At 58.1% G+C, this 22,563-nt stretch carries 21 protein-coding genes and 4 tRNA genes; 7 read left to right on the top strand and 18 right to left on the bottom strand.

Annotated features, from left to right (window positions below):
- Positions 1-5: 5 nt before the first annotated feature.
- Entirely contained in the window at positions 6-818 is an 813-nt protein-coding gene (locus NVB75_RS10395) for an alpha/beta fold hydrolase (protein WP_258347085.1), read from the bottom strand.
- Between the two features lie 121 nt (positions 819-939).
- Positions 940-1,698 carry a hypothetical protein gene (locus NVB75_RS10390; protein ID WP_258347084.1) on the bottom strand — a complete coding sequence of 253 codons (759 nt, stop codon included), beginning with the start codon at positions 1,696-1,698 and terminating at the stop codon, positions 940-942.
- 370 nt (positions 1,699-2,068) lie between these two features.
- Here NVB75_RS10390 and NVB75_RS10385 point away from each other — a divergent pair.
- From NVB75_RS10385 to NVB75_RS10370, 4 genes are all read left to right on the top strand, one after another.
- Positions 2,069-2,144, top strand: a tRNA-Glu gene (locus NVB75_RS10385).
- A 3-nt stretch (positions 2,145-2,147) separates the two neighbouring features.
- Positions 2,148-2,223 (top strand) — tRNA-Gly (locus NVB75_RS10380).
- A gap of 104 nt (positions 2,224-2,327) precedes the next feature.
- Positions 2,328-2,403: transfer RNA gene (locus NVB75_RS10375), tRNA-Glu, on the top strand.
- Between the two features lie 3 nt (positions 2,404-2,406).
- Positions 2,407-2,482, top strand: a tRNA-Gly gene (locus NVB75_RS10370).
- 79 nt (positions 2,483-2,561) lie between these two features.
- Here NVB75_RS10370 and NVB75_RS10365 read toward each other — a convergent pair.
- The 11 genes from NVB75_RS10365 to icmH form a co-directional block, all read right to left on the bottom strand.
- A complete protein-coding gene (locus NVB75_RS10365; RefSeq protein WP_258347083.1) occupies positions 2,562-4,121 on the bottom strand; it encodes a DUF3396 domain-containing protein in 1,560 nt (519 codons plus the stop codon).
- A 187-nt stretch (positions 4,122-4,308) separates the two neighbouring features.
- Positions 4,309-4,482 (bottom strand): hypothetical protein, encoded by a 174-nt coding sequence (locus NVB75_RS33350; protein ID WP_375378939.1) that lies wholly within the window; start codon positions 4,480-4,482, stop codon positions 4,309-4,311.
- Complete coding sequence (locus NVB75_RS33345; protein WP_375378938.1) at positions 4,479-4,586, bottom strand: hypothetical protein; 108 nt, start codon at positions 4,584-4,586, stop codon at positions 4,479-4,481. Before NVB75_RS33345 ends, NVB75_RS33350 begins: the two co-directional genes overlap by 4 nt.
- A 110-nt stretch (positions 4,587-4,696) precedes the next feature.
- Positions 4,697-5,131, bottom strand: a complete 435-nt coding sequence (locus tag NVB75_RS10355) for a hypothetical protein (protein ID WP_258347081.1) — start codon at positions 5,129-5,131, stop codon at positions 4,697-4,699.
- A gap of 82 nt (positions 5,132-5,213) precedes the next feature.
- Entirely contained in the window at positions 5,214-6,599 is a 1,386-nt protein-coding gene (locus tag NVB75_RS10350) for an RHS repeat domain-containing protein (protein ID WP_258347079.1), read from the bottom strand.
- Complete coding sequence (locus tag NVB75_RS10345) at positions 6,596-6,982, bottom strand: RHS repeat domain-containing protein (protein WP_258347078.1); 387 nt, start codon at positions 6,980-6,982, stop codon at positions 6,596-6,598. The genes NVB75_RS10350 and NVB75_RS10345 overlap by 4 nt, the downstream gene beginning before the upstream one ends.
- Before the next feature lie 171 nt (positions 6,983-7,153).
- Complete coding sequence (locus NVB75_RS10340) at positions 7,154-7,636, bottom strand: immunity 26/phosphotriesterase HocA family protein (protein ID WP_258347077.1); 483 nt, start codon at positions 7,634-7,636, stop codon at positions 7,154-7,156.
- Positions 7,633-12,258 carry an RHS repeat-associated core domain-containing protein gene (locus tag NVB75_RS10335; RefSeq protein ID WP_258347076.1) on the bottom strand — a complete coding sequence of 1,542 codons (4,626 nt, stop codon included), beginning with the start codon at positions 12,256-12,258 and terminating at the stop codon, positions 7,633-7,635. Before NVB75_RS10335 ends, NVB75_RS10340 begins: the two co-directional genes overlap by 4 nt.
- A 55-nt stretch (positions 12,259-12,313) precedes the next feature.
- On the bottom strand, positions 12,314-12,742 hold the full coding sequence (locus NVB75_RS10330; RefSeq protein WP_258346610.1) for a DUF1795 domain-containing protein: 429 nt from the start codon (positions 12,740-12,742) through the stop codon (positions 12,314-12,316).
- Positions 12,743-12,788: 46 nt separating this feature from the next.
- Entirely contained in the window at positions 12,789-14,726 is a 1,938-nt protein-coding gene (locus NVB75_RS10325; protein ID WP_258347075.1) for a type VI secretion system Vgr family protein, read from the bottom strand.
- A gap of 29 nt (positions 14,727-14,755) precedes the next feature.
- Positions 14,756-15,574 carry a type IVB secretion system protein IcmH/DotU gene (gene icmH, locus NVB75_RS10320; protein ID WP_258347074.1) on the bottom strand — a complete coding sequence of 273 codons (819 nt, stop codon included), beginning with the start codon at positions 15,572-15,574 and terminating at the stop codon, positions 14,756-14,758.
- Positions 15,575-15,931: 357 nt separating this feature from the next.
- On the opposite strand from icmH, the gene NVB75_RS10315 reads away from it, so the two are divergent.
- Genes NVB75_RS10315 through NVB75_RS10305 form a run of 3 tightly spaced genes read left to right on the top strand, consistent with a single transcriptional unit; the run spans position 15,932 to position 16,973 of the window.
- Positions 15,932-16,090 (top strand): hypothetical protein, encoded by a 159-nt coding sequence (locus tag NVB75_RS10315; protein WP_017480224.1) that lies wholly within the window; start codon positions 15,932-15,934, stop codon positions 16,088-16,090.
- Positions 16,087-16,404, top strand: a complete 318-nt coding sequence (locus NVB75_RS10310) for a hypothetical protein (RefSeq protein WP_258347073.1) — start codon at positions 16,087-16,089, stop codon at positions 16,402-16,404. The genes NVB75_RS10315 and NVB75_RS10310 overlap by 4 nt, the downstream gene beginning before the upstream one ends.
- Before the next feature lie 20 nt (positions 16,405-16,424).
- Entirely contained in the window at positions 16,425-16,973 is a 549-nt protein-coding gene (locus tag NVB75_RS10305; protein WP_258347072.1) for a hypothetical protein, read from the top strand.
- A 197-nt stretch (positions 16,974-17,170) separates the two neighbouring features.
- Here the strand turns inward: NVB75_RS10305 and NVB75_RS10300 are convergent, their stop codons facing one another.
- From NVB75_RS10300 to NVB75_RS10280, 5 genes are read right to left on the bottom strand one after another with little or no spacing between them, the layout of a single operon-like run.
- Positions 17,171-18,388 carry a phospholipase D-like domain-containing protein gene (locus NVB75_RS10300; protein ID WP_017480227.1) on the bottom strand — a complete coding sequence of 406 codons (1,218 nt, stop codon included), beginning with the start codon at positions 18,386-18,388 and terminating at the stop codon, positions 17,171-17,173.
- 55 nt (positions 18,389-18,443) lie between these two features.
- Complete coding sequence (locus NVB75_RS10295; RefSeq protein ID WP_258347071.1) at positions 18,444-19,091, bottom strand: MotA/TolQ/ExbB proton channel family protein; 648 nt, start codon at positions 19,089-19,091, stop codon at positions 18,444-18,446.
- A 17-nt stretch (positions 19,092-19,108) separates the two neighbouring features.
- The gene (locus NVB75_RS10290; protein ID WP_258347070.1) at positions 19,109-21,391 is read right to left on the bottom strand and encodes a TonB-dependent receptor; all 2,283 of its coding nucleotides are present in this window, start codon (positions 21,389-21,391) and stop codon (positions 19,109-19,111) included.
- 24 nt (positions 21,392-21,415) lie between these two features.
- Entirely contained in the window at positions 21,416-22,150 is a 735-nt protein-coding gene (locus NVB75_RS10285; RefSeq protein WP_258347069.1) for an energy transducer TonB, read from the bottom strand.
- A 2-nt stretch (positions 22,151-22,152) separates the two neighbouring features.
- On the bottom strand, positions 22,153-22,560 hold the full coding sequence (locus tag NVB75_RS10280; RefSeq protein WP_258347068.1) for a biopolymer transporter ExbD: 408 nt from the start codon (positions 22,558-22,560) through the stop codon (positions 22,153-22,155).
- Positions 22,561-22,563: the final 3 nt, after the last annotated feature.

The following is a 22,563-nucleotide window of genomic DNA, read 5'->3' as shown; positions in this document are numbered from 1 at the left end:
GGGCGTCAGGCGTTGTTGACCAGGAAGGTCAGCAGCGCTTCGTTGACGTAGTCGGGGTTCTCCCGGCTGGAGATATGCCCGGCGTCCGGAATCAACGTCAGTGTGCAGCCGATCGAGGTCGCCATTTCTTCTGATTCGGCCGGTGGGCGCGGCTTGTCTTGCTCCCCGCACATCACCAGGGTGGTGTCGGCGTCGAGGCGCGAAAGCTGCTGCAACACATCGGTGCGGCTGAAGATAATCCGGCCCAGGGGCACGATGCTTTGCAGCAGGCGCTCTTTGGGGAAGGCCTTCAGTGCATTGCGAAACTCCTGGTACAAGGCCGATTCCCGGTCGATGCCGGGGCGGAAGAAGATCGGCGCCACCACATCCAGCAGCGGCTCCGGAATGGCGCCGGCATCTTCGATCATCTTGAACAGCGAAAAATAATACTGGCGAGTGGCTTCCGGCTCGGCACCCAGGTGCGTGTCCATCAGTACCAGGCTGTTGACCCGCTCGGGTGCCAGCAGCGCCAGGCGTGCGCCCCACATGCCGCCGACCGACAAACCTACGAGGTTGACCTGGGCGATGTCCAGATGATCCAGCAGGGCCAGGTGCTGGCGTGCGAGGTCGTCCAGGGACGCGGTGTTTGCAGGCAGTGGGCCGGACTCGCCGTGGCCCCATAACTCAGGGACGATCACTCGGTATTGTTGGGAAAGGGCTTCGATCTGCGGTGCCCACATCTGGCTGTCCCACAGGTAGCTGGAACCGAGGAGAACGGCCGGGCCGGTGCCCTGGTCGAGGTAGTGCAGCGGTTGTCCATCGATGATCACGACAGGCATGGCGGGGCCCTTTTCGTTAACGGAGAGAGGGGCCTTTTTTACGCTATTCGGGGGGAAGGGGATAGGTGCAGAGTGATGGCATGTGGCGAGCGGGTTTGCCGCCCACCACAATGGCAGGGGATCAGTCGTAGATGGCTTTCTTCTTCCAGTCCGCGTCCGCATCCACCTCTTTCAAGCCTTCGGTCAATTCGTTGACCTCGTCTTCAGCCGGCTCGAGGTTGGTCAGCACCATGGAGTTGGCGCGCGCCAGTTGTTTCTCCAGCAATTGCAGTTGCTGGCTGTACACCACCGGCTCCGGCTGTTTGCGCAAGTACTGCACGCCGCGTTCGAACGCCAGGCGTGCCTGGCCCGGCTGGCTCTGTTGCAGCGCGTGCTGGCCCAGGTTGTTGAAGAACTCGATGTGCAGCAACACCAGAATGTGGCGGATTTCCTTGATCCAGTGCTTGGCTTCATTGGTCGGCAGGAAACCGTCCTGGGCCGCACGGGTCACCTGGCCATGCAGGGCTTCCAGCAGGAACCGTACGTCCTTGGCCTTGGCTTCGGTCTGGATCGGGCCGGGCGGGTTGTTCACCGGAATCGATTCGCCCTGGGCCACCAGCGCGTTGAGTTCGGCGATGCGTGCCTTGAGCGCCGCATTCGACTTGTCCAGGTTCAACAGGCGCTGGTTGACGTTGAGCTCCAGGCGGGTCAGCAGCAACTTGAGTCGCGGCGTCATCAATTGGCCTGGAAAGGTCTCGGTGATTTCACCGCAGCGACGCAGCCGGTCATTGAGTTCGATCCGGGTCCGGTTCTTTTCCAGCTTATTGTTTTCCACCACGTGGTTCATGTAGCCAATGGCGATCAGTATTACGATCCCGGCTATTACCAGCAGGGTGATCATGAGTGGTGTCACCGGTGTGACCTCTTTATGGGGTTTGCGTTGAAGTGTAGTGACTGGTGCAGTGGCCGGATAGGACTGAGCGACCAGTTGCGTCAGTAGTTTCTTCTATATAGCTGGGCAGTACCTGTGTGGATGCACATTGCCATCATTTGCTGTGGCCAACTATAGCGTCTTGTGGAACGCCAGAATATAGGCGCCAAAGCCTGGACGGCGAGAAACCCTTGCAACCCCCGTAAACCACGGCGAAGTCATTGATTTAAATAAATTTATCCTTGGGGGTTGACGACCTCCCAATCCATCCATAGAATGCGCGCCACTTACAGCGTAAAGCACACAGCGAAACGCGGTAGGGAGTGAATGTTGTACGTGTGTCCCCTTCGTCTAGTGGCCTAGGACACCGCCCTTTCACGGCGGTAACAGGGGTTCGAGTCCCCTAGGGGACGCCATATGCGGGAATAGCTCAGTTGGTAGAGCACGACCTTGCCAAGGTCGGGGTCGCGAGTTCGAGTCTCGTTTCCCGCTCCAAATTTAAGCAGTGTTGCTTTCGGGCGACACTGAGTGAAACCAGGGCATAATCTTCGGATTTAATCTCTGGGCACTGAAATACACACCATGTGTTTCAGTAGCGTGTCCCCTTCGTCTAGTGGCCTAGGACACCGCCCTTTCACGGCGGTAACAGGGGTTCGAGTCCCCTAGGGGACGCCATTTGCGGGAATAGCTCAGTTGGTAGAGCACGACCTTGCCAAGGTCGGGGTCGCGAGTTCGAGTCTCGTTTCCCGCTCCATATTTAACGAAAACGCCGATCAGCAATGATCGGCGTTTTTGTTTGTGGGTTTTTTATGGGATGGGGCGCAAAGCTACTTTCAGACCGGCTCCAATCCTGTCCAAAGCCAGACGACAGCCTCACCCTCCACGGTTGGCATTGGAGCCCCATACTCCAGAATTTGCTTGCTCTCTGGCTTGTATTCGCAGACCCAGGCACCCGGATATGGACACGGTTGGCCACTATTCGCGCGCATGCCGCTGACCGTCCAGTGCCAGCGAACGACGCGCCCTTCATGGGCAGGCAGTCGCTCGTTCAGCTGGATATCGCACGAGGCGAATCGGTCGGATTCAACTTCCCAGCGGCCTGCGCGAGGCGCCGGGTCGTGGGTGTTGGCATAGCGGGCAGGTTCTGGTGGTGTTTGATCCGGGTCACGTTGCCATATCACCCAACCATCTGCGGACTCTCCTTCGAGGTTCGGCATCAGTTCGCCCTGTTTGAAGGCTCGCCGGGTTTGCGCCTGTCCCGGAACCAGCCACCATCCAGCCTGAATACAGGCAGTACCCGCTACGCTGCAAAGAGGCATTGGTGTAGAGGCTTGGCCAGAGGGCATGGGCGGTGGGGCGGTGAAGCGCATTGCGGGCGTCGGCCAATCGCTGTCGGTGTCAAAGCGCGCCATCCAGCGCCGACTGTCTGGGTCAGTGAAACGCTCGTTGGGGTCGCCGTCCCATTGGCCGAAGCCCAGCAATCCCAAATTGTCGTAGCGGATAGGCTTGAGCAGTTTGTTCAAGAGCATGGGCAGTTCGGGCACGCCTTGTTCGACGGGGTACAACTCCGGCTGTTCGCCCAGTTCGATCCATTGGCCGCTTTGTAATTCGATGATGCTGATGCGTGGGTGAGACATTGCCGTACGTACCTGTTCGCGGGTCAGGTCAAGCTTTTCGCGCCAGTGGTCGGCCAGCAGGAAGGCCCAGGTGGGAGGGCGAATACCGTTGAGCAACTCGTCTCGCATCGCAAACTCGTAGTCGATATCGAGTCCATAGAACGCCGGAGTCAACGCTCTTTCCCACGTTGTAACCTCCGCACGCGTGCCGTATTCCATCGGATTAGCCATGGCGAAACCGCTATAGACCTGATGGGCCTTGAGCAGGTCAATGGTCTTGAGGACAAACTCGCGCCAGGCATCGCGGTTATCCAGCCACCATTGCCAGCGGTAATAAAATACGATTGAGGAATATTCTGTTCTGGATCCGTCAAGCCGATACCAACTGAGCCAGAAGTCGCCCGATGTCGTAGGTGAGCTTGCATGGTTTGTTTCGTCGGAAAACCAGAACACGAAGTGCTCGTGTGGATGGGCATCCATGGCCTGCCTGCGAAGATCAGGCTCCTCCTCAGGGTAAGGATGAGGGCGATCCGTGTCTTCGTGCATGGTCATGGTGTAAGGGTGACCAAGCATTTTCTCGAAGGCTTCGTGGATATCTACCATCAGCAGGGCGACATCGCGATGAGTGCCAGGGGTGGACGGAAAATAGAAGCTGATGAAGGGGCTGACGCTGTGGGACGCTTCCTCTGTTCCGGATTCGGAATTGGGCCATTCTTTCAGTAGTTCGATAAATAGATCACGTTCTTTTACGGTAAACATTTGGTGAGTTGTACTCATAGCTATTTCTTCTTCCTCGCCTGTTCACTTGGTGTAGGTTTCTTTCCATCTCCTTCAAAGCCAGTGCAATCCTCCGGCACCCGCAACAGCGCAACTTCTAATTAATGCGGATGATTCGTGACGTTTCATCAGAAAGTTCTACTCGCTCGAAATGATGCTCCAGTGGCATGTGCGGCTCGACGCTGTCTTAGCCATCCAGATCAGGGGCCGCGAGAGCAGCAGGCACATGGCAGATGCCGGTGATGTCGCCCAACGGGTTGTATTGGTAAATACGCCCGCTGCCATCCAGGTCCTGCTGGGCCAACAGGCGGCCCAGCCCACCCCACTCGAAGCGGTAGCGTTCGTGGTTTTCATTGCTCAGGTGCTGCAGGCGGCCACAGGTGTCATAGCTGAAATCGACGCTGTGGCCGAGGGCATCACCCGCTTGATCAACCGGCCACTGGGGTCGTAGCGCAGACGGGTGATGCGCTGGGCCGGGTCGGTGTAGGTGGTCAGTTGGCCGGCGGAGATGTTGTAGCAATCAATACGGTGTAGCGGCCGTTGCTCTACGGTCTAAATTTCCAAGCTTATATGCCCTATTTCGTCCATTTTTTATATTTATCAGGATCTGTGATAATTAATTTCTTTATATTATCGATCATGGTGTTTATTTCTTCTGAGTCTGCGTGATTTTTTTTGAATGTGAGGTGAAGTCCCTCTCCGATAAAGTCAAGCACGTAATTCATTTCTTCAGTAAAATTGCTGAGTTTTTTATACGGTATGTGCAATACGAACTCTATAGTTTTATTTTTTTTGAGAATAGTGGGGCCGTCAACTATAAGTATGTCGTTTTTTCTCGTTGCTGAAACTATAAAGTTTGTGGAGAAATCCCTTGTGTTGAATATGCTTTCGTAAGTTTGGAAGCTCTGGTTGATGCTGTTTATTCTGGTTTTTAACTCTATAAGAACGGTGTTTGTGAGGCTGAAGTCAGTGTCGATTTCAGGATATATTTGTCCAAAACCAATATTCATATTGGGCATCCAGTATTTGATTTTGGTTTGTAGCTTTTTCTATTTCCTTCTGGAACCGTATTGGTTTTTTTGTGATGGTCATCTAGTCTGCGGTTTCCGCTTTTTTTGCTGCTGCTGTAGAGGGATGGTCTGTCTCAATAACTCTGCCCACTACGTTTTCGATTCCGTGTGTTTTTTGGTGCGCCCTGACTTGCTGGTGAAGGCGAGTTGGAAGGCCGGAGGATTTTGTAATTCGATTCAAGTCCGCCTTGCCATATTTGTAAAGATCTCCATTTATTTCTATTTTATAGACACCGAAATTTCCTGTTGAGGTGTTTGAGTTCAGATTTGCTAAGCCCCACGGATCAATCCACCCAATCGGATTCGGCGCATACTGATAGAGGTTCAACCCTCCCGCTAAACCAATCGGATCCGGCTGAGTAAACCGCCCCACCTCCGGATCAAAAAACCTGAAGGTGTTGTAGTGCAGCCCGGTTTCGCGGTCAAGGTACTGCCCTTGAAAACGCAGGTTCTGCTCACCTCCCGCCTGCCGGTCAAGCCATTCGTCTCGCGTCTTGCCCCAGGCCTGGTATTCGCTGTGCCACACGGTGTTGCCGTTTGTGTCGGTCAGCTGTTCCGGCAGCCCAGCCAGGTTGGTGTGGAAGTAGAAGATCGCCTCGCTGCCCGGTTTGCCGTCAATGCGCGCCAAGGGTTCGTAGCTGCCCGGATCGGCATACACGTACAGGCTTGGCCGGCCATCCTGTACCTCTTCGAGCATTCGCAAGCCTTGCCAATGAAACAGGGTACGGTTGTTCGGTTCGCTGGCGTCGCCGTTGTACACCTGTTTGCTGATGCGCCGCCCCAGCGGGTCGTAGTTGAACACGATGCGCTGGGCCATTGACCCCTGCTGCTGGCGGATACAGATCAGCCTGTGCTCGGCGTCATACTCGAAACGCTGGATGCGGCTGCTGCCGATACGCTTTTCGCTCAGCCGCCCAAAGCGGTCATAGCGATAACGCTTGTCCTGATACACATGCACGCGGTTGTGCTTGATCAGGCCGTTGACCCTATAACCATCGAACAGGTTGCCGGCTGCGTCGTAGTTGAGGCTCTCAATATGCTGGCCCCTGTGCACACTCTGGATCTGCTCGGCGGGGTTGTAGCCATAGCGGGCGCTGCCCTGGTAGGACTTGCCGGTTGTTGTCTGGTTGTGAAAACGCCCAATCAGGCTGTCGTCATTGGCCGCTGTGCTCGGGCGGTTAGCACCTGGGCGCTGGGTCTGGGTCAGTATCTCGGCCACCAGATTGTCACTGGCATCGTACTGATAGTCCTTCTGCAACAACGGCAGCACCTCGCGGGCAACCTGCTGGTAGTGCAGCGCCTTCTGGCTAAGGCGACCGTTGCGGTCGTAACGCGTGCGGGTAAGCAGGGCGCCCTGAGTGCGCAGCACTTCGTCGTGCAGTGCGTCGCGCTCGAAGTCGCTGATCACCCGACCATCAAGGTTGATCTGATGCAGATGGCCGCTGCCGTAATAGAGATGGTTGAGCTGGCGCTGATCGGGCAGGTCAGGGTTTCAAGATTGCCTAGCTCGTCGTAGCTGTACTGCAGCAAGCCGGCGCTGTTGGTCTCGCTGAGCAGTTGGCCAAGGGCGTCGTAGCTGTAATTGAGCCGCTGCTCCTCGCCCTGATTGTCGATAAAACTGATCGCCAGCAGGTTGTCGGCCTTGTCATAGGCATATTCGGTGACGCCATCGTCGGTACGTTTACGGACCAAGCGGCCGACGGCGTCGCGTTCAAAATGATGCTCCAGCGGGGTGTGCGGTTCGGCGCTTTCCTTGCCGTCCAGAACTGGCTCGGCCAGCGGCGCAGGCACATGGCAGATGCCGGTGGCCTCGCCCAGTTGGGTGTACTGGTAAAGCTGCTGCCAACAAATTTTTGGCAGGACGTAGCGGTGGTCGTCTTCAGCGATACTGTGCGGTTCTAGGGTTAGTGAGGGAGAGTAAGAACTTTGTTGTGTCTTTCACTCCGGGCCACTGACTGATATTTACATGTGTTTTAGAAGTAGTTTTATATCATAGTCCCCTAGAGGATTAAGGCGAGGGTATTTTTCTGAGTCTGCCGTTGAGGCGTTCGTCTCATTGTCAAAGATATCTATCTTTTTGCTGGAGCCCTCTAAGCCGTAGACAAAATAAACATCTTTCATATTTTCAGGGTTGTAATTGTCATGGTGTCCAATGATCCTCCAGTCACTACCACTTTCTATCTTTTTATCAAATAGGGCGTATGTATCAATTAGCTGTGGTGGTAGTGATATTTTTAAATCGAATAATTGTGATTCGGTTATTTTTGGCGTCGTAAGAGTTTTGTCAAAAAACTCTGCTACATGGCCGCTGAAGATCTTTGAAACTATTATGCCGAAACTGTATTTGTGCTGGTCTAATTTTAAGCAAAAAATATCTCCTGGCTTGATGAAGCGCAACATTGTTCTAGGCTTTTTATCCCAGCCCCAAATTTTAATGGTGCTCATCCGCATCCCCTTTTCTTCTGTTTTGACTTTTTAAATTGTGTTCTAAGTTTTTCATAGGCTGCTTTAAAGTACATAGCCCTAGGGTCACTTCGTGCGAGGTTAAACGAGTTGTGTTTGTTTCCTCGATTTGTTGCGGAAGTTGGTTCTCCGATAATGCCTGTTTTTGTTTTGTATTTTTCAATATAATATTGTTCGTGACCTCTGGCCTGTCCGTAGGTGAGATTTCTATCGATAGGCTCAATTCTGGAGCCAGGAGTCATTCTTTGTATGCTTCTGTGTTCAGTAGCCCTTCTTTCCATGTCGTTAGTGATGCCAACATAGTACGGTTTTGTATCTAGCGGATTTCCATCATATAACCCATATACAATGTAACCAGGAGTATCGACTGCAACTAGCCCAAGCGGATCAATCCACCCAATCGGATTCGGCGCATACTGATAGAGGTTCAACCCTCCCGCTAAACCAATCGGATCCGGCTGAGTAAACCGCCCCACCTCCGGATCAAAAAACCTGAAGGTGTTGTAGTGCAGCCCGGTTTCGCGGTCAAGGTACTGCCCTTGAAAACGCAGGTTCTGCTCACCTCCCGCCTGCCGGTCAAGCCATTCGTCTCGCGTCTTGCCCCAGGCCTGGTATTCGCTGTGCCACACGGTGTTGCCGTTTGTGTCGGTCAGCTGTTCCGGCAGCCCAGCCAGGTTGGTGTGGAAGTAGAAGATCGCCTCGCTGCCCGGTTTGCCGTCAATGCGCGCCAAGGGTTCGTAGCTGCCCGGATCGGCATACACGTACAGGCTTGGCCGGCCATCCTGTACCTCTTCGAGCATTCGCAAGCCTTGCCAATGAAACAAGGTACGGTTGTTCGCTTCGCTGGCGTCGCCGTTGTACACCTGCTTGCTGATGCGCCGCCCCAGCGGGTCGTAGTTGAACACGATGCGCTGGGCCATTGATCCCTGCTGCTGGTGGATACAGATCAGTCTGTGTTCGGCGTCATACTCGAAGCGCTGGATGCGGCTGCTGCCAATGCGCTTTTCGCTCAGCCGTCCAAAGCGGTCATAGCGATAACGCTTGTCCTGATACACGTGCACGCGGTTGTGCTTGATCAGGCCGTTGACCCGGTAGCCGTCGAACAGGTTGCCGGCTGCGTCGTAGTTGAGGCTCTCAATATGCTGGCCCCTGTGCACACTTTGGATCTGCTCGACGGGGTTGTAGCCATAGCGGGCGCTGCCTTGGTAGGACTTGCCGGTTGTTGTCTGATTGTGAAATCGCCCAATCAGGCAGTCGTCATTGGCCGCTGTGCTCGGGCGGTTAGTACCTGGGCGCTGGGTCTGGGTCAGTATCTCGGCCACCAGATTGTCACTGGCATCGTACTGATAGTCCTTCTGCAACAACGGCAGCACCTCGCGGGCAACCTGCTGGTAGTGCAGCGCCTTCTGGCTGAGGCGACCGTTGCGGTCGTAGCGGGTGCGGGTAAGCAGAGCGCCCTGAGTGCGCAGCACTTCGTCGTGCAGTGCGTCGCGCTCGAAGTCGCTGATCACCCGGCCATCAAGGTTGAGCTGGTGCAGGTGGCCGCTGCCGTAGTAAAGGTGGTTGAGCTGGCGCTGATCGGGCAGGGTCAGGGTTTCAAGATTGCCTAGCTCGTTGTAGCTGTACTGCAGCAAGCCGGCGCTGTTGGTCTCGCTGAGCAGTTGGCCAAGGGCGTCGTAGCTGTAATTGAGCCGCTGCTCCTCGCCCTGATTGTCGATAAAACTGATCGCCAGCAGGTTGTCGGCCTTGTCATAGGCATATTCGGTGACGCCATCGTCGGTGCGTTTACGGACCAAGCGGCCGACGGCGTCGCGTTCAAAATGATGCTCCAGCGGGGTGTGCGGTTCGGCGCTGTCCTTGCCGTCCAGATCAGGCTCCGCGAGCGGCGCGGGCACATGGCAGATGCCGGTGACGTCGCCCAACGGGTTGTACTGGTAAATGCGTCCGCTGCCATCCAGGTCCTGCTGGGCCAACAGGCGGTCCAGCGCGTCCCACTCGAAGCGGTAGCGTTCGTGGTTTTCATTGCTCAGGTGCTGTAGGCGACCATAGGCGTCGTAGCCAAACTCGACGCTATGGCCGAGGGCCTCAACCCGCTGGATCAGTCGGCCACTGCGGTCGTAACGCAGGCGAGTGATGCGCTGGGCCGGGTCGGTGTAGGCGATGAGCTGGCCGGCGGCGTCGATGTCATAGCGGTCGATTCGGCCGTCCGGGCGCTGGCTTTCGATCAGATAACCACGGGCGTCGTAGCGGTAATGAGTGTGCTCGCCACGCGCGTTGATGGCTTCGCTGAGCAGGCCTCGCCGGTCATAGCGGTAGTGGGTCTCGGCGTTGGAGCAGTCGCGGTAGCTGAGTAACTGTCCATGGACGTTCCAGCGCAGGTACTTGTGCTTGTCCAGCGGGTCGGTGATGCAATCGGCTTGGCCCTGGGCGTTGTACCGGTAGTGGGTCTTTCTACCGAGGGGGTCTTGCTCCCAAAGCAGATTGCCCTGGCTGTCATAGCCGAAGCGTTGGGTGCGCCCGGCGCCATCGGTGACGCTCAGGGGTAACGCCCAGTGACGGGTGTAGCGGATCCGTTCGCAGCGGCCCAACGGGTCGCGGGTTTCGATCAGGCGGCCGAGTTCGTCGTAGCCGTATTGCCATTCGCCGCCTTGCGGGTCGATGCTCTTGAGCAGTTGGCCACTGAGCACATCTTCCTGCCAACAGTGGCCCATGGGGTCGATGTGTTTGTAGATCTCGTAGAAGGGCCCCCAGTAGTAATGGTCCTGGCGACCGAGGCTGTCGGTGACCCGGGTCTCGCCTTTTTCCAGGTCATACTCGAAGCGATAGTCCTCGCCATCACTGCCCCAATGGCGGATGACTCGCCATTCGTGGTCAGGCTGAGGTTCGAGCAGGGGCGGAAATTTGCAGAGGCTGCCGTCTGCGCGCACCGATTGAGGACGTTGTGCAGGAACTTCGAAGCGTTGCCATTGATACTGCCGAATCGCACCGCTGGGTAAGGTGTGGCTGTCGAGGTAACCTTGCGCCGTGTAGGTGAAGCTACGCAGGACTTGGTCGGTGGCATTGAGCACGTCTTGCAGCTGGCCGCTTTGGGTGTAGCGGTAACTGGCAAGGACTTCGGTGTGTTCGATCTGCGGATTATCGCCAAGCCTGATGTAGAGTCGGTCCACCTGGCTGACCCGCTTCGGGTGCTGGGTGTCATAGCTCAGCCGAACGGTGGTTTTGCTCAAATCGTCGCATACGTAGTGCAGCCGGCCTGTTTGATCGTAGAGAAGCCCCAACGTATTCAGGTTGCGATCACCGAGCCGGGCCAGGCGTGAGCGTTTCGGGTTGTGCGGGTCGGTCTGGAAGACCTGGTAGAGGCCGGTGTAGATGTCCTCGACCTCGGTCTGCCCGTCCTCCAATTGAAAGAACGCCAACCCATCGAGCACGCTGACGAAGGCATCACCTGCCTGTAACCGACCCAGTTCCAGGCGGGTGCCTTCTTCGTCGACATAGATCCACAATTCGCCACCCTCGGGATGAGGCACGCGCAGGATTTCCACTTCATAGGGTACGCTCCAGCCCATGCCGAACAGGCCGTCGCGGCGCAGGTCGTTGCTGTCGTAACCTCTGGCCCATTCGATGGGAAGCAGGCCCGGCAAGGTGAAGTCGAGGTCTTCGGGGCCTCCAAGAATTTTGCCGCCGGTTGAGACAAACACAGGGTTGCCCTTGCATCCCCCAATGCGCCACCACGGTTTGGGGCTACCTTTCGGTCGCGGCCGAAGCTTGATTTTGCGCGAGATCAACATACCGGCCACCATGCCGGTGAACTGCGCAATCTTGCTTTTGCCATTGCGGATATCCCGCACGGTCAGTGGCTCGCCACCTATGCGAACGTTAGGAGAAACATTGGCATCGCTGTCGATGGCAGCATCGCACGTGGTCTTGTCGCCAGCTCGTGCTGCGGGCTGCCCGTTGATGAAAACCTTGCTGGAGCCTTGCGCGATGTAGGTATCGGGCATGGGCGGATGGCGTTCGCAGGTGACCTTATCCTGCTCCGCCGGCTCCGTTCCTGGGGCTGCTGGTGTCGTGACGGGCGGATTGAAGATGTCGTCGATCGCCATCCCCAGTCCGAGCACAGGTAAGAGTATGGGAACGGCGCTCATCGCCATTGCGCCGATATTCTCCAGAAATGACGGCGCTGCCTCCTCTTCGGAAGCGTTCGCACCGTCACCTCCCGAGCGGCGCCCTGCAGCCCGGGCAGCGGGCTTTCCGTTGACGTGGGTATTTTGTGAACCGCTTTCAATCTTGCCGAATGGCTCTGCCGGGAACGCCCAGTTGGCGAGAGAATCACACCCGTCGGTGATGGCTTCACCGATGCTCCTATCGCCTACGGGAATCATGCTTGCACCGCCTACCAGGGCTCCAGCAATCACAGGGACAAGCACCGCTGCCGCACCGCCCGTGCCCACCACCGCGACAACGGTGCCAGCGATAGCCGCTGCAACCAGAGCGGTAGCGGCGGCGTAGACAACCGCTTCGGCCAATGCACTCATCAGCTCGGCAGCCAGTGGTGGGTGAAGGATCGCGTCTCCTTCCCTGGCGGCGTGTACGTTCTGCGCCATTTGGTGTGTGCTCCTTGCTGAACTGGCGTATATGCAAATGGGGTGAGTGGCCTGATCAGGCAAAAAGCAGGCTGTCTTTGATCGCGCGCCAATGGTTGATATCCGCTTCGGTCAGTGCGCTGTGCTTGCTGTAGTTCAGGACCAACAGGCGTTGTTGCCCGGGCAGTTGGCAGGCCAACTGGAGCTGGTACATAGGCTGATTTGCGTGGGTGAACTGGAGGGCTGCTTCACGGCCTTCGACTTGTTTGTCTTTCCCAATAAAAACGGTCACGGCACCAGTACAGGTCAACGCAGTGAGCCGTTTGTGCAGCAGATCAAGTTGAAAAGCGTAGGCCTCATCTAACGTCTGCTGAGCAGGCAATGCGCTGCGGGCAATGACCAAGGTGGTTTGCCGCTCGCGAAATTGCAGCATGTTCAATGTCGTGTCTTCAGGCATTTCATCGCCGAGGTCGACGGTGAGATCCTGGGTCAGGTATTCGGCCATTCAGGCGTTCCTTGTTTGGAGAAATGCAGGTCAGTCATCAACGGGCTCAGTCCTGCTGAAAGTGGCTATCGGCTTCGTCTTGGAGCGCACTGGCATCTTGCCCGTCAGCGGTAACGGCCGCGGTGCCGCCTTCCACATTGAGATCCAGCATGCCGTCGGGGGTGTTGATCTGGCCGGACTTCAGGCCAGTGATATTGAAGTTCTCGCACGTGATATTCAGCGTGCCGTTGGCCTGCAACTCGATCACTGTCTTGCCGCATTTCAGGCGTAACGCGCTGCCCACTTCGACGGTGTATTCGTTAGCGACGGAGTCACGTTTGCTGCCGCCCACCTTCAACGTGTCATTGGCCTTCACCACCCGCATGCGCGTACGGCCCACGGTGATGGTTTCGTCCTGGCCGACCTGGCTGCTTCGGTCAGCGCCAATCGATTGGGTCTGATTGTTCTTGACCACCGTGTTCTGGTCTTTCTGGGCATGGATAAACACTTCCTCCTGGCCCAGCTCATCCTCAAAACGCAGTTCATTGAAGCCTTCGCCCTTATGGGTTCGGCTCTTGATGGTCATTCGTGTCTTGTGTTTGGGCAGCGGGTAGGGCGGCAGGTTGGTCTGCCGGTATGCGGTCCCCGTGGCGATCGGCTGGTCGGGATCCCCGTCCAGATAGCTGATCACCAGCTCCTGACCCACACGCGGGATGGCCATGGAGCCCCATGTCGCCCCGGCCCAGCCCTGGGTGACGCGGATCCAGCACGAGCTGTAGTCGTTGTTTTTGTCCGAGCGATCCCACGGAAACTGCACCTTGACCCGGCCCCATTCATCGCAATAGATCTCCTCGCCGGGAGGGCCGACCACCGTGGCGATCTGCGGGCCGTCGATGCAGGGTTTTGCGCGAAGTGGCGCTTTCCAGTCAGAGGTCCAGCGAATGGCGCTGGCCTTCAGCTCATAAGACGTGCCGTGGCCGCTGCCGAACGCTTCTTCCTGCAAGCTGGTGTGCTGCTTGCCTTCGTGCTTGATAGCGATGGTGCGCCAGCGGTCGTTGAAGTCTTCGCGGGGATGCTCGTTCAGATCGAAGGCTAACCCGGGTTGCAGGCGTGCATCGTCGCCTTCCAGGTGCGCCAGCTTGGCGTCGTTGCGCAGCGCGGCCAGGCGTGTCTTGGTGAAGGGCTTGCCGGCGATATCACGCTTGTAGCGGCCGGGGTAGTCGTAGCGTTCGTAGTCCTTGTGCTGGTTGTTCAGGTCCTGGTCGCCGGTGGCGGTGTGCTGCTGGTTGTAGCGCGGATGGGTGAAGGTGTAGTCGCGCTGCACCTGCACGGCGGTGCGCACTTGTTCGGTGTAGTGGAAGCGGTTCAGGGCCGGTTCCATGGCGTCGCCGCCGCTCATGGGCTGGTAGATCACCGGGCAGTCGGTGTGGGTGCCGATGGTGCCCAAGCCGCCGACGCGGTCGGTGAGCCATAGGGTGTGGCCATCGGCGCGGTGTTCGAAGGTATAGAGCAGGCCTTCTTCGGCAGCCAGGCGAGCGATGAAATCAAGGTCGGTTTCGCCAGCTTGTACGCAGTACTCGCGAGGTTGATGATCGAAGCAGAGGTAGGTTTTGACGTCGGTCAGTTTCTGTTCGGCCAGCATGCTGATGATGATGTCGGGCACGGTCGGGCCCTGGAAGATGCGCCAGTTGGAGCGCAGGTCGAAGCGCGCCAGGGTCGGTTCGATCACGGCGGTGTAGCGGGTACGGCGAAAGCCGGTGTCGCCTTGGGTGAATAGGCTGACCAGTCCGTGGACGTAGCGTACCGGCGAGTCGCCGCGCCAGATGGTGAACAGCGCGGCCAGGTCGAGCACGCGGTAGAAGTCGATGGCCGGGTGATGGCTGACCAGTTCCAGCGTGAGTTTGAACGGCTGAGACAGGCCCTCCTCAAGGGTGAACGAGACCACTTCGAAGGGATCGCCCCGCAGCGGTTCGAAGGTGTAGCGCAGGTCGCTTTGGCGGGGCATAAGGTCTCCTGATGGTTTTCGCGCAGGGGTTATAGCTTGAGGATTTTGTCCAGTGAGGTAAGTACCTCTCGCGTGATGGCGTTCAAACGCATGGTGTAGATCGAGTACGCGGTGACCAGTACGACGGCGGCCAGTGCCCACGGTGTCCACAACGGCCAGGCACGTTTGATCCGGTAATTGCGCGGCGCGACATTTTTCAGTGGATCAGTCAGGCGTTTGGGTGTCTCGCCGCGCAGCGGGCGCAACAGGCCGTGCAGTTGGTTGATGATCTTCTGTATTTCGTCATCGCCCTTGGCATGGGCGCCGTATTTGCCTTTGAGACCGGAGACCAGACATTGGTACATGAACTCCAGCACATGCTGGTACCTGGCCGCTTCGGGAATCATGTTGTTCATGACGGTAAAGAATTTTTCGCCGCCCCACGTCTCCTCATGAAACTGACTGAGCAGTGAGCGTGCACTCCAAGTGGAGGACTTGCCCCAGGTAGTGCTCATGACTACCTCATCCAACAACAGGCACAGGCTGTAGGAGTAGGCCTTGAGCATGCCAGCGTCGTAGTCGAGCTGACTGACTTCTTCCATGATCGTGGTGATCTGGTTGCTGACGCTTTGGTACAGCGCGGGCACATTGTCGTGCCGGTCTAAACGACGCAGGCGAATCACTAGGCCGATCAGCGGCGTGGCGGCATCGCACAGCGGGTTCCACGCCAAGCCGCGCATGTCGAATTCGGGATCTGCGAGCAGCGGTTCAGGTGTGGTGCCAGTAGGCGTCGGTTCAAGGGTGTTTTCGGGCGAGGCGACAGATGTTGGTGCCGTGTGGGTGGCTGTGTTCGGTATGGCGTCACTCATCGCGTGCACTCTTCTCTATCTAGGATCTAGGTTGGTTGCAGACTTGCAACGCCAGTCCTGTATGGAAGTTCGCTGCTGGCGCCACTCTAGGCTGACAAGATTTGGCGCCTCAATAGGGCGTGGACGATCAAGAGCCGTCCTACAATTGCTGATGTAACAGGCTGTCAGTTTTGACTGTCTTTGGCGGGCTCTTTTCCAAGGCACTTCTCGACTGTCTTGATAGGAGGTTTCCCGGTTTTTCATGAACTCTATGAGCGATGTCCGCTCACACAGGCAATGCCAATCAAGGCAATGCTTGCTGTTCAAGTGCTGTTCTGCGCTTGATGCGCCAGCAGGAAAATTTCACAGGGAAGCGAAATGGAAGTGTTTTTTCGGCCAGGGCGGTGTTTGGCCCGTTTCTGCACGTTGTACTCGCCCGTTACCGTGCTGGTGCCGGTGTATACCCGGCGTGACGGTTTCGACATCTGTGCATTGCACCCCAAGGAGCCGTTGAAGGCCTGTGAGTCGGCGCAATGAAATCTCCCAAAACGGCCTTTTTCAAGAGGTCGTCATTCAACGCGATAGGGACATCACCTGTGAAAAATGCAATCTGCGCCACTGTGCTGCTGTTACTGAGCGGCTGTCTGACCATGTCGGGTGAATACACCGTGATGGCTCAGGACGCCTCCGGCGCCCCGTTAAAAGAGCTCGGCAGCTACACCACCCAGGGGCACAATATTTATCCCATACGCAATGCGTTCTGCCTCAACGCGCCGGGAGCTACTGTCATCATTCGTGATGCCAGAACCGGCGAGGAGCTGCGCAGCGAAAGCCCTTATCACTGCCGTTAAACCTCAAAAAAAGGATTTCCATGAGAGCATTTCTGATAGCGGGCCTGGCACTTGCCGTGAGTGGCTGCGGCAACATTTCCAATATCCGTGCTTACAACACGCCCTATGTTGAACCCGCAGCGGGTGACACCGCACGTCTGCGCGTGATCACCAATGGCATGGCACGCGGCGTGCCTGGCCGTGATTGCATCGACTGGCGTGTGCCTGGCTCCGGGGTGATGGCCGTGTCCGAATCCGGCTTTGCGGGTCAGAATAATGGTCGCAGCCTGGGCATGCCCGAGAGCAACCGCCGGGTGGAGGCGCAAGCGTTGGCGCGTACCGAACTGAAGGTGCCGGCAAACAAACCTTTCGCCATGAACTTCCAGAGTGAGGGCCACGTTTCTGCCGGCTATTCCTACAGCTGCAAGCAAAGCTTTCGCTTTACCCCTAAGGCCGGGGAGGATTACGAGCTGATCCTGCTGGAGGGTAGCCAGTGCTTCGTTGCATTGCAGCGCTTGGACCCGACGGGGAAACCGGAGAACGTGCCGGTGGAGAAGGCCAAGCTGTGCAATGCGATGGATATGTTCTAGGCCGTAAGCACGACCTGGTTAACCTCAACGCCGATCAACGTTGATCGGCGTCGAAACGTTTGATAACGGTCGTGCTTTGTTCGGCGCAGGTGTTGCGCGAAGGCGGTGTGTCAGTCCAAGTAGGCTGTGACTGACACACCGCCTTCGCGAGCAAGCCCGCTCCCACAGAGTTTTTCGGTGAAGTTTGAAATGGGTTATCAAGGCTTGCCAGGATGCGGCTCCGGGTACTGCGCCGCTACATCCAGTGCCTTGGCATACGGCCCATCCCACAATTGCGCATGCAGCTCTCCCACACGTTTGGCCATCGCCGCGTCATGCATCACCACTTCCAGGTTGCGCGAGTTATCGAAGTAACCACCCAGCCAGTTACTGGTTCCCACCCAGGCCACTTGCCCATCGATCTCCATGGTTTTGCTGTGAATCACCCGCGCATAGGGAATAAATCCCTGCTTGGCCTCGGGCAGCGTCACGATCTTGACCTCGACATTCGGCAGCACGGCCAGGCTTTTCAGGTACGGCAACTCCAGCGCTTCAGTGTTCCAGTTGGACACCATCAGCTTGATCGAGACCCCGCGCGCTGCCGCTGCACGCACTGCATTGTCGATCATCGCGTAGTAAGGCCGGGTTCTGTCAGGTCCATAGGACAGCGGCGCGTAGTCCAGCAGTTGTACGCGCACTTCCTTTTTCGCCTCGCCCAGCAGGCGTGGCAGCTCCAGCTGTGAATCACCCACGCCCGGCGGGTTGTAGCGTTGGGGGCTGGCCACCAGGTAGTTGCCGGTGCGTGCCGGTGTGGCGCCTGTGGCGGGCAGGGCAACAGGCTTGTTGTCGGCCAACGCAGCCTGGGCCTGCCAGTCCTGTTCAAAAATGGCCTGGGTCTGGGCGACGACGGTTGCATCACTGATCAACAGCCCGGTTTCGTGGATATGCTCCAGCGAACGCCAGTCGAAGTTCTGGCTGCCGATAAAAGCCTGCTTGCCGTCCACCACCAGGTATTTCGCGTGGATGATCCCGCCACTCAGTTGCCCGTACGAAAGTACGCGGAAGGTCAGGTTGGGAATCGCGCGCAAGCGCTCCAGGGTCGACGCTTCCGACAACCGAATACCTTTTTCTTCCAACAGAAAGCGAATTTTCACACCGCGCTTGCCGGCGGCTTCCAGGTGTTCGATGACCGTGTCCATCACCGAGCCGGGATGGTCGGCCGCGTAGAACTGGCCGATATCAATGCTGTTTTTTGCACCGTCAAACAACTCGATCCACACCGGGCCCGGCTGACGCAAATCGGCCGTGCCCAACGTGGTATCCACCGGCACGGTGTGTACCAACTCAAATCCCGGAATTGAAAAGTCCGCCTGGGCAAGCGGACTGAGGAGCAGGCCGGTCAGGCCTGCGATACGCAACTTCATCGAGAGGGACATAGGCGTCTCATCGGGCAAAAAGAAAGGCGGGCGCATCACGCGCCCGCCTTGAAGGTCATGCTGTGCGGGTATGCAGCGGGGTCGACACCAGGTGCGGCACCTCACCCTGCACGCGGGCACCGGTTGCCGCGCGGATCAGCAGGATTTTCAGCTGGTCGTTGATGCGCTCCAGGCTGTCCTGGAAGAAGTTGTGGAACACCACGCAGAACAGCGCGATGGCGATACCCAAACCCGTGGCGAACAAGGCCGTACCGATACCACCGGAAATCTGGCCCGGGTCGGACACGCCGGCAGTGGCCAGCGCCTTGAAGGTGTCGATGATGCCGAGAATGGTGCCCAGCAGGCCGAGCAGCGGCGCGGCGGTGGTGATGGTTTCGATGATCCACAGGCTGCGGGACAGCGGCGCGCGGGTCTTGAGGTACTGGGTTTCGATCTCGTCGTCCAGGTCCTTGCGCGAACCATGGGAAGCCTTCTGCGCCAGGATCGGCAGCACCATGCTCAGCGGCAGGCTGTCACGGCGGGTCAGGTTTTCCGGCAGGTCGCGTTCGCTGTGCACATGGGCGCCCAGCACTTCAGTCAACGCACGGGCCTGACGGCGCACGTAGGCGAAGTAGATGCCACGTTCAATGGTGATGAAGATCGCAATCGCCAGGGCGGCGTACATCACATAAAAGGTGATTTGGTGAAGCAGGTTCATGTCCATGATGCTGAGCCTCGCAGTTAGAAATTGGCTTCCAGGGAAACGGTGACGGTGCGGTCAAGCCCAACGATGTAAGCCGGGTCGCCGTCGCGGAAACCGCTGTAGCTCGCCGAGTTGGTCTTGGTGGTGTACACGCCGTCCAGGTACTTCTTGTCGAACAGGTTGTCGACGTTCAGGCGCAGGGTTGCGTCCTTGACGACTTTCTTGTCCACCGGCAGGTAGATACCGGCGCCGAGGTTGAAAACGGTGCGGGCGGAGATGGCTTCGTCGTTGGTCAGGTCGCCGTAGAGCTTGCTGGTGAACTTGCCGCCGAAGGTGCCGTAGAAGCGCCCGTCGTCATAGCCGACGTTGGCTGCCAGCATGTTGGTCGGCACGTTGGCGAATTGCTTGCCGCTGGTGGGCAGCACGATCGGCTTGCCGGCGCTGTACACCGTCAGGTCATCCTGCTGCTTGGAACTGGTGTAGGTGTAGGAGGTGTAGTAGTTGAAGTTGTGCGGCAGCTTGCCGCTCCACTCCAGTTCCAGGCCTTTGTTGATGACGGTGCCGGCGTTGATGTCGGCGGAATCACCATTGCTGTCCAGGGAGGTGAGCTGGCGATTCTTGAACTGCATGTAGAACAGGGTGGCGGCGAGGGTGCTGTCTTCGCCGGTGTAGCGCCAGCCCAGTTCCTGGTTCCAGCTGAGCTCCGGCTTGGAGTCGAGGGAGCCGACGCCTTTGTCGTACAGCACGTAGTTCTGTGGAATCCGCATGTTGCGCGACAGGCTGTAGAACAGTTGATCACGCTCGTCGATCTGGTACTTCAGGCCGGCGTTGGGCAGCAGTTTGTTGTAGGTCTGGCTGGCCTTGCCCGGTTGTTCGGTGAGGCTGCCGTGGTTGGTGCCGTCACGCTCGACGTTCATGTAGGCAATGCCCGCGATCAACGTCCAGTCCGAGTTGATGTACCAGGTGTCCTGGGTCCAGACTTTTTGCGCCGGGGTCACGGTGTAGCGGTCGCGACCCTGCACGGTGTTGCCGTTGGCGTCGACCACGGAGTTGCCGTCGGGCCAGGTGTCGCTCGGCTTGCCGTTGTTCTTCAGGGCAATGAACGGTTGGGTCTGGCTTTGGCGAGCGCGTTCGTACCAATAGCCGAATTGCAGGCTGTGGTCGCCCAGGTCCCAGTTCAGCTTGGTGGTGATGCCCGGGCGCCAGGTCTGGGTGCGCGAAGGGCGGTAGTAGACGCCGGTGGTCGCGGAACCGTCGGCGTTGTATTGAGCTTGTGTCGGCAGGTTGCCGAGGTCGAAAACGCCGCCCTTGTTCGAGCCGCTGTTCAGCGCATAGGCCGAGGAGCCCACGCCGCTGCCGTTGCCGTAGTAGTAATACGGGATCACCGAGAGGGACAGGTTGTCGCTCAGTTTGTACTGGGTGTTGAGCACGGCGGTGAAGGTCTGGAACGGATTCTGCGCCAGGTCGTAGTAGCTGCTGACCTTGCCGTTGGCGCCCACCGCCGGTTTCGCCGGGTACGGGTCGTACTTGCGGCCGTACTGCTGGAACTGTGCCTTGGTCAACTGGCTGTAACTGTTGTTGTCCTGCTCGTGGTACTTGAGGATCAGGTTGGCGGTGTTGCCGTTGCCGGCGTCGAAGAAGCTGTTCCACTCGACCTTGTCTGCGCGCACGGCACCCGAGCCGCGCCACATCTGGCCTTCGGTGTGGGAGGCCGACAGCCAGTTGCTCAGGCCGTTGACTTCACCGGTATTGAGGCGGGCGAAGGTCTTGCGGGTGGCGTTGCTGCCGACCACTTGCTTGACGAAGGCACCGGTTTCCTTGGTGGGGCGAATGGTCACGATACCGATGTTGCCGCCGCTGGAACCGATGTGCGGGCCGTCGGCTTCCGACGAGCCCTGGGTGACGAAAATCTGGTCGATGTTTTCCGGGTCGCCCAGCAGGTTGGAGTACAACGCATAGTTGCCGGAGTCGTTGATCGGCATGCCGTCCACCGACATGCCCACCTGGTCGGAGTTCATGCCGCGCATGGTGAAGCGAAAACCCGAGAGGCCGGTGTTGTCTTCACTGGAGATGTTCAGGCCCGGGGTGTACTTGAGCTTGTCGATGGCGTTGCCGGTGGCCGTCTGTTTGTCCAGCGCTTCCTTGGTGATGGTCGAGCGGCCCTTGGCGCTCTCTTCCTGGACCATGTAACCGCCCCCCGCGGTTGCCTTGCCCTGTACCCCAATGGTCCCGACGTCACTGTCGCTGGTGTCTGCCATGACCACTCCATGGGTCATGCTCGTCGCGGCAACGAGTGCCAGATGAATCCGGGTGAACTTCATCACTGTCGTCCTGGTGGTGTGTGCTTATTGCACGCTGTAGTTGAAGGTGGCGGTGAAGCGCTGCTCGTTACGTCCACCGAAGGCTTGTTCGGGGAACGGTTTCACCTGCTTGATACGGCGCAGGCTGTTGGTGGCGGCCCGGTTGAGCAGCATGCTCGGCGCCGGGGTCTGGATCCCGGAATCGAGAACGCGGCCTTGGCGGTCCACCATTAACCAGACCACCACCTCGCCACTGGGGCGTTCGAGGGACGCCTGGCGTCCGGTGGGGTATTGCTTGTAGGTGTCCAGCTCGTTGCGCAAACCCTTGAGGTAGCCGCTTTCCAGCGCCTGACCGTCGACTTTCGGCGGCGCCGGTGGCGCGGCGGGTGCTGGCGTGGGGGCGGGAGCGGCTTGCACCGGCTTGGCGGCAACCGGAGCTGGCGCAGGCACAGGCGTTGGCTTGGCGGCCACGGGCTTGGGCACCGGTTTTGGCTTGGGCTCAGGCTTTGGCAGTGGTTTGGGTATCGGCTTGGGCGGCGGAGGCGGTGGGGCAGGTTCGGCCTCCTCGTCTTCGATCACCGGCGGCGGTGGCTCTTGCTCCACCACGGGCTCGGGGACCACTTCCGGCTCGGGCTCCACCAGGGCAAGTTCAACCGCCGACTCGTCGTACTGCGGCTGGATCTTCAGGGGTTGGGACTGGATACCCAGTGCAATCAGCACCAGGGCGATCAGGGCCGGGACACTGCCCAGCAGCCGACGCGCACGAAACAAGGCATACATGATCAGGACTTTTTCGTGGCGATGGAGACAGAGGTAAAGCCACCCAGGCGCAGGGTGTCCATCACCTCGACCAGGCGCGACACTTCTACGCCTTTGTCGCTGTTGACGATGATCGTCGACTTGGTATCAGGCTTCTCGGCCGCCTTGAGTGCCGGCACCAACGCCTCGACGCTCATGTCCTTGCCATCGAGCTGCAGCTGGCCTTCCAGGCCCAGGGTCAGGATGAATTTATTCTGCGGCTTGAGCTGTTGTGAACTGCTGGCGCTCGGCAACTGAGTCTTCATGCCCAGGGCCGGAATCACGTTCAAACTCACCAGTACAAAAAACACCAACAGGAACATCATCACGTCGATCATCGGGATCAGTTCGATGTGTGCCTTGCGCTTTTTGGGTTCATCCCAAGTTCTCATTCC

The organism is Pseudomonas sp. CBS (assembly GCF_024734645.1).
Lineage (GTDB): Bacteria > Pseudomonadota > Gammaproteobacteria > Pseudomonadales > Pseudomonadaceae > Aquipseudomonas.
The sequence above is the reverse complement of the archived record's forward strand: the minus strand, read 5'-3'. Positions and strand labels throughout refer to the sequence as shown.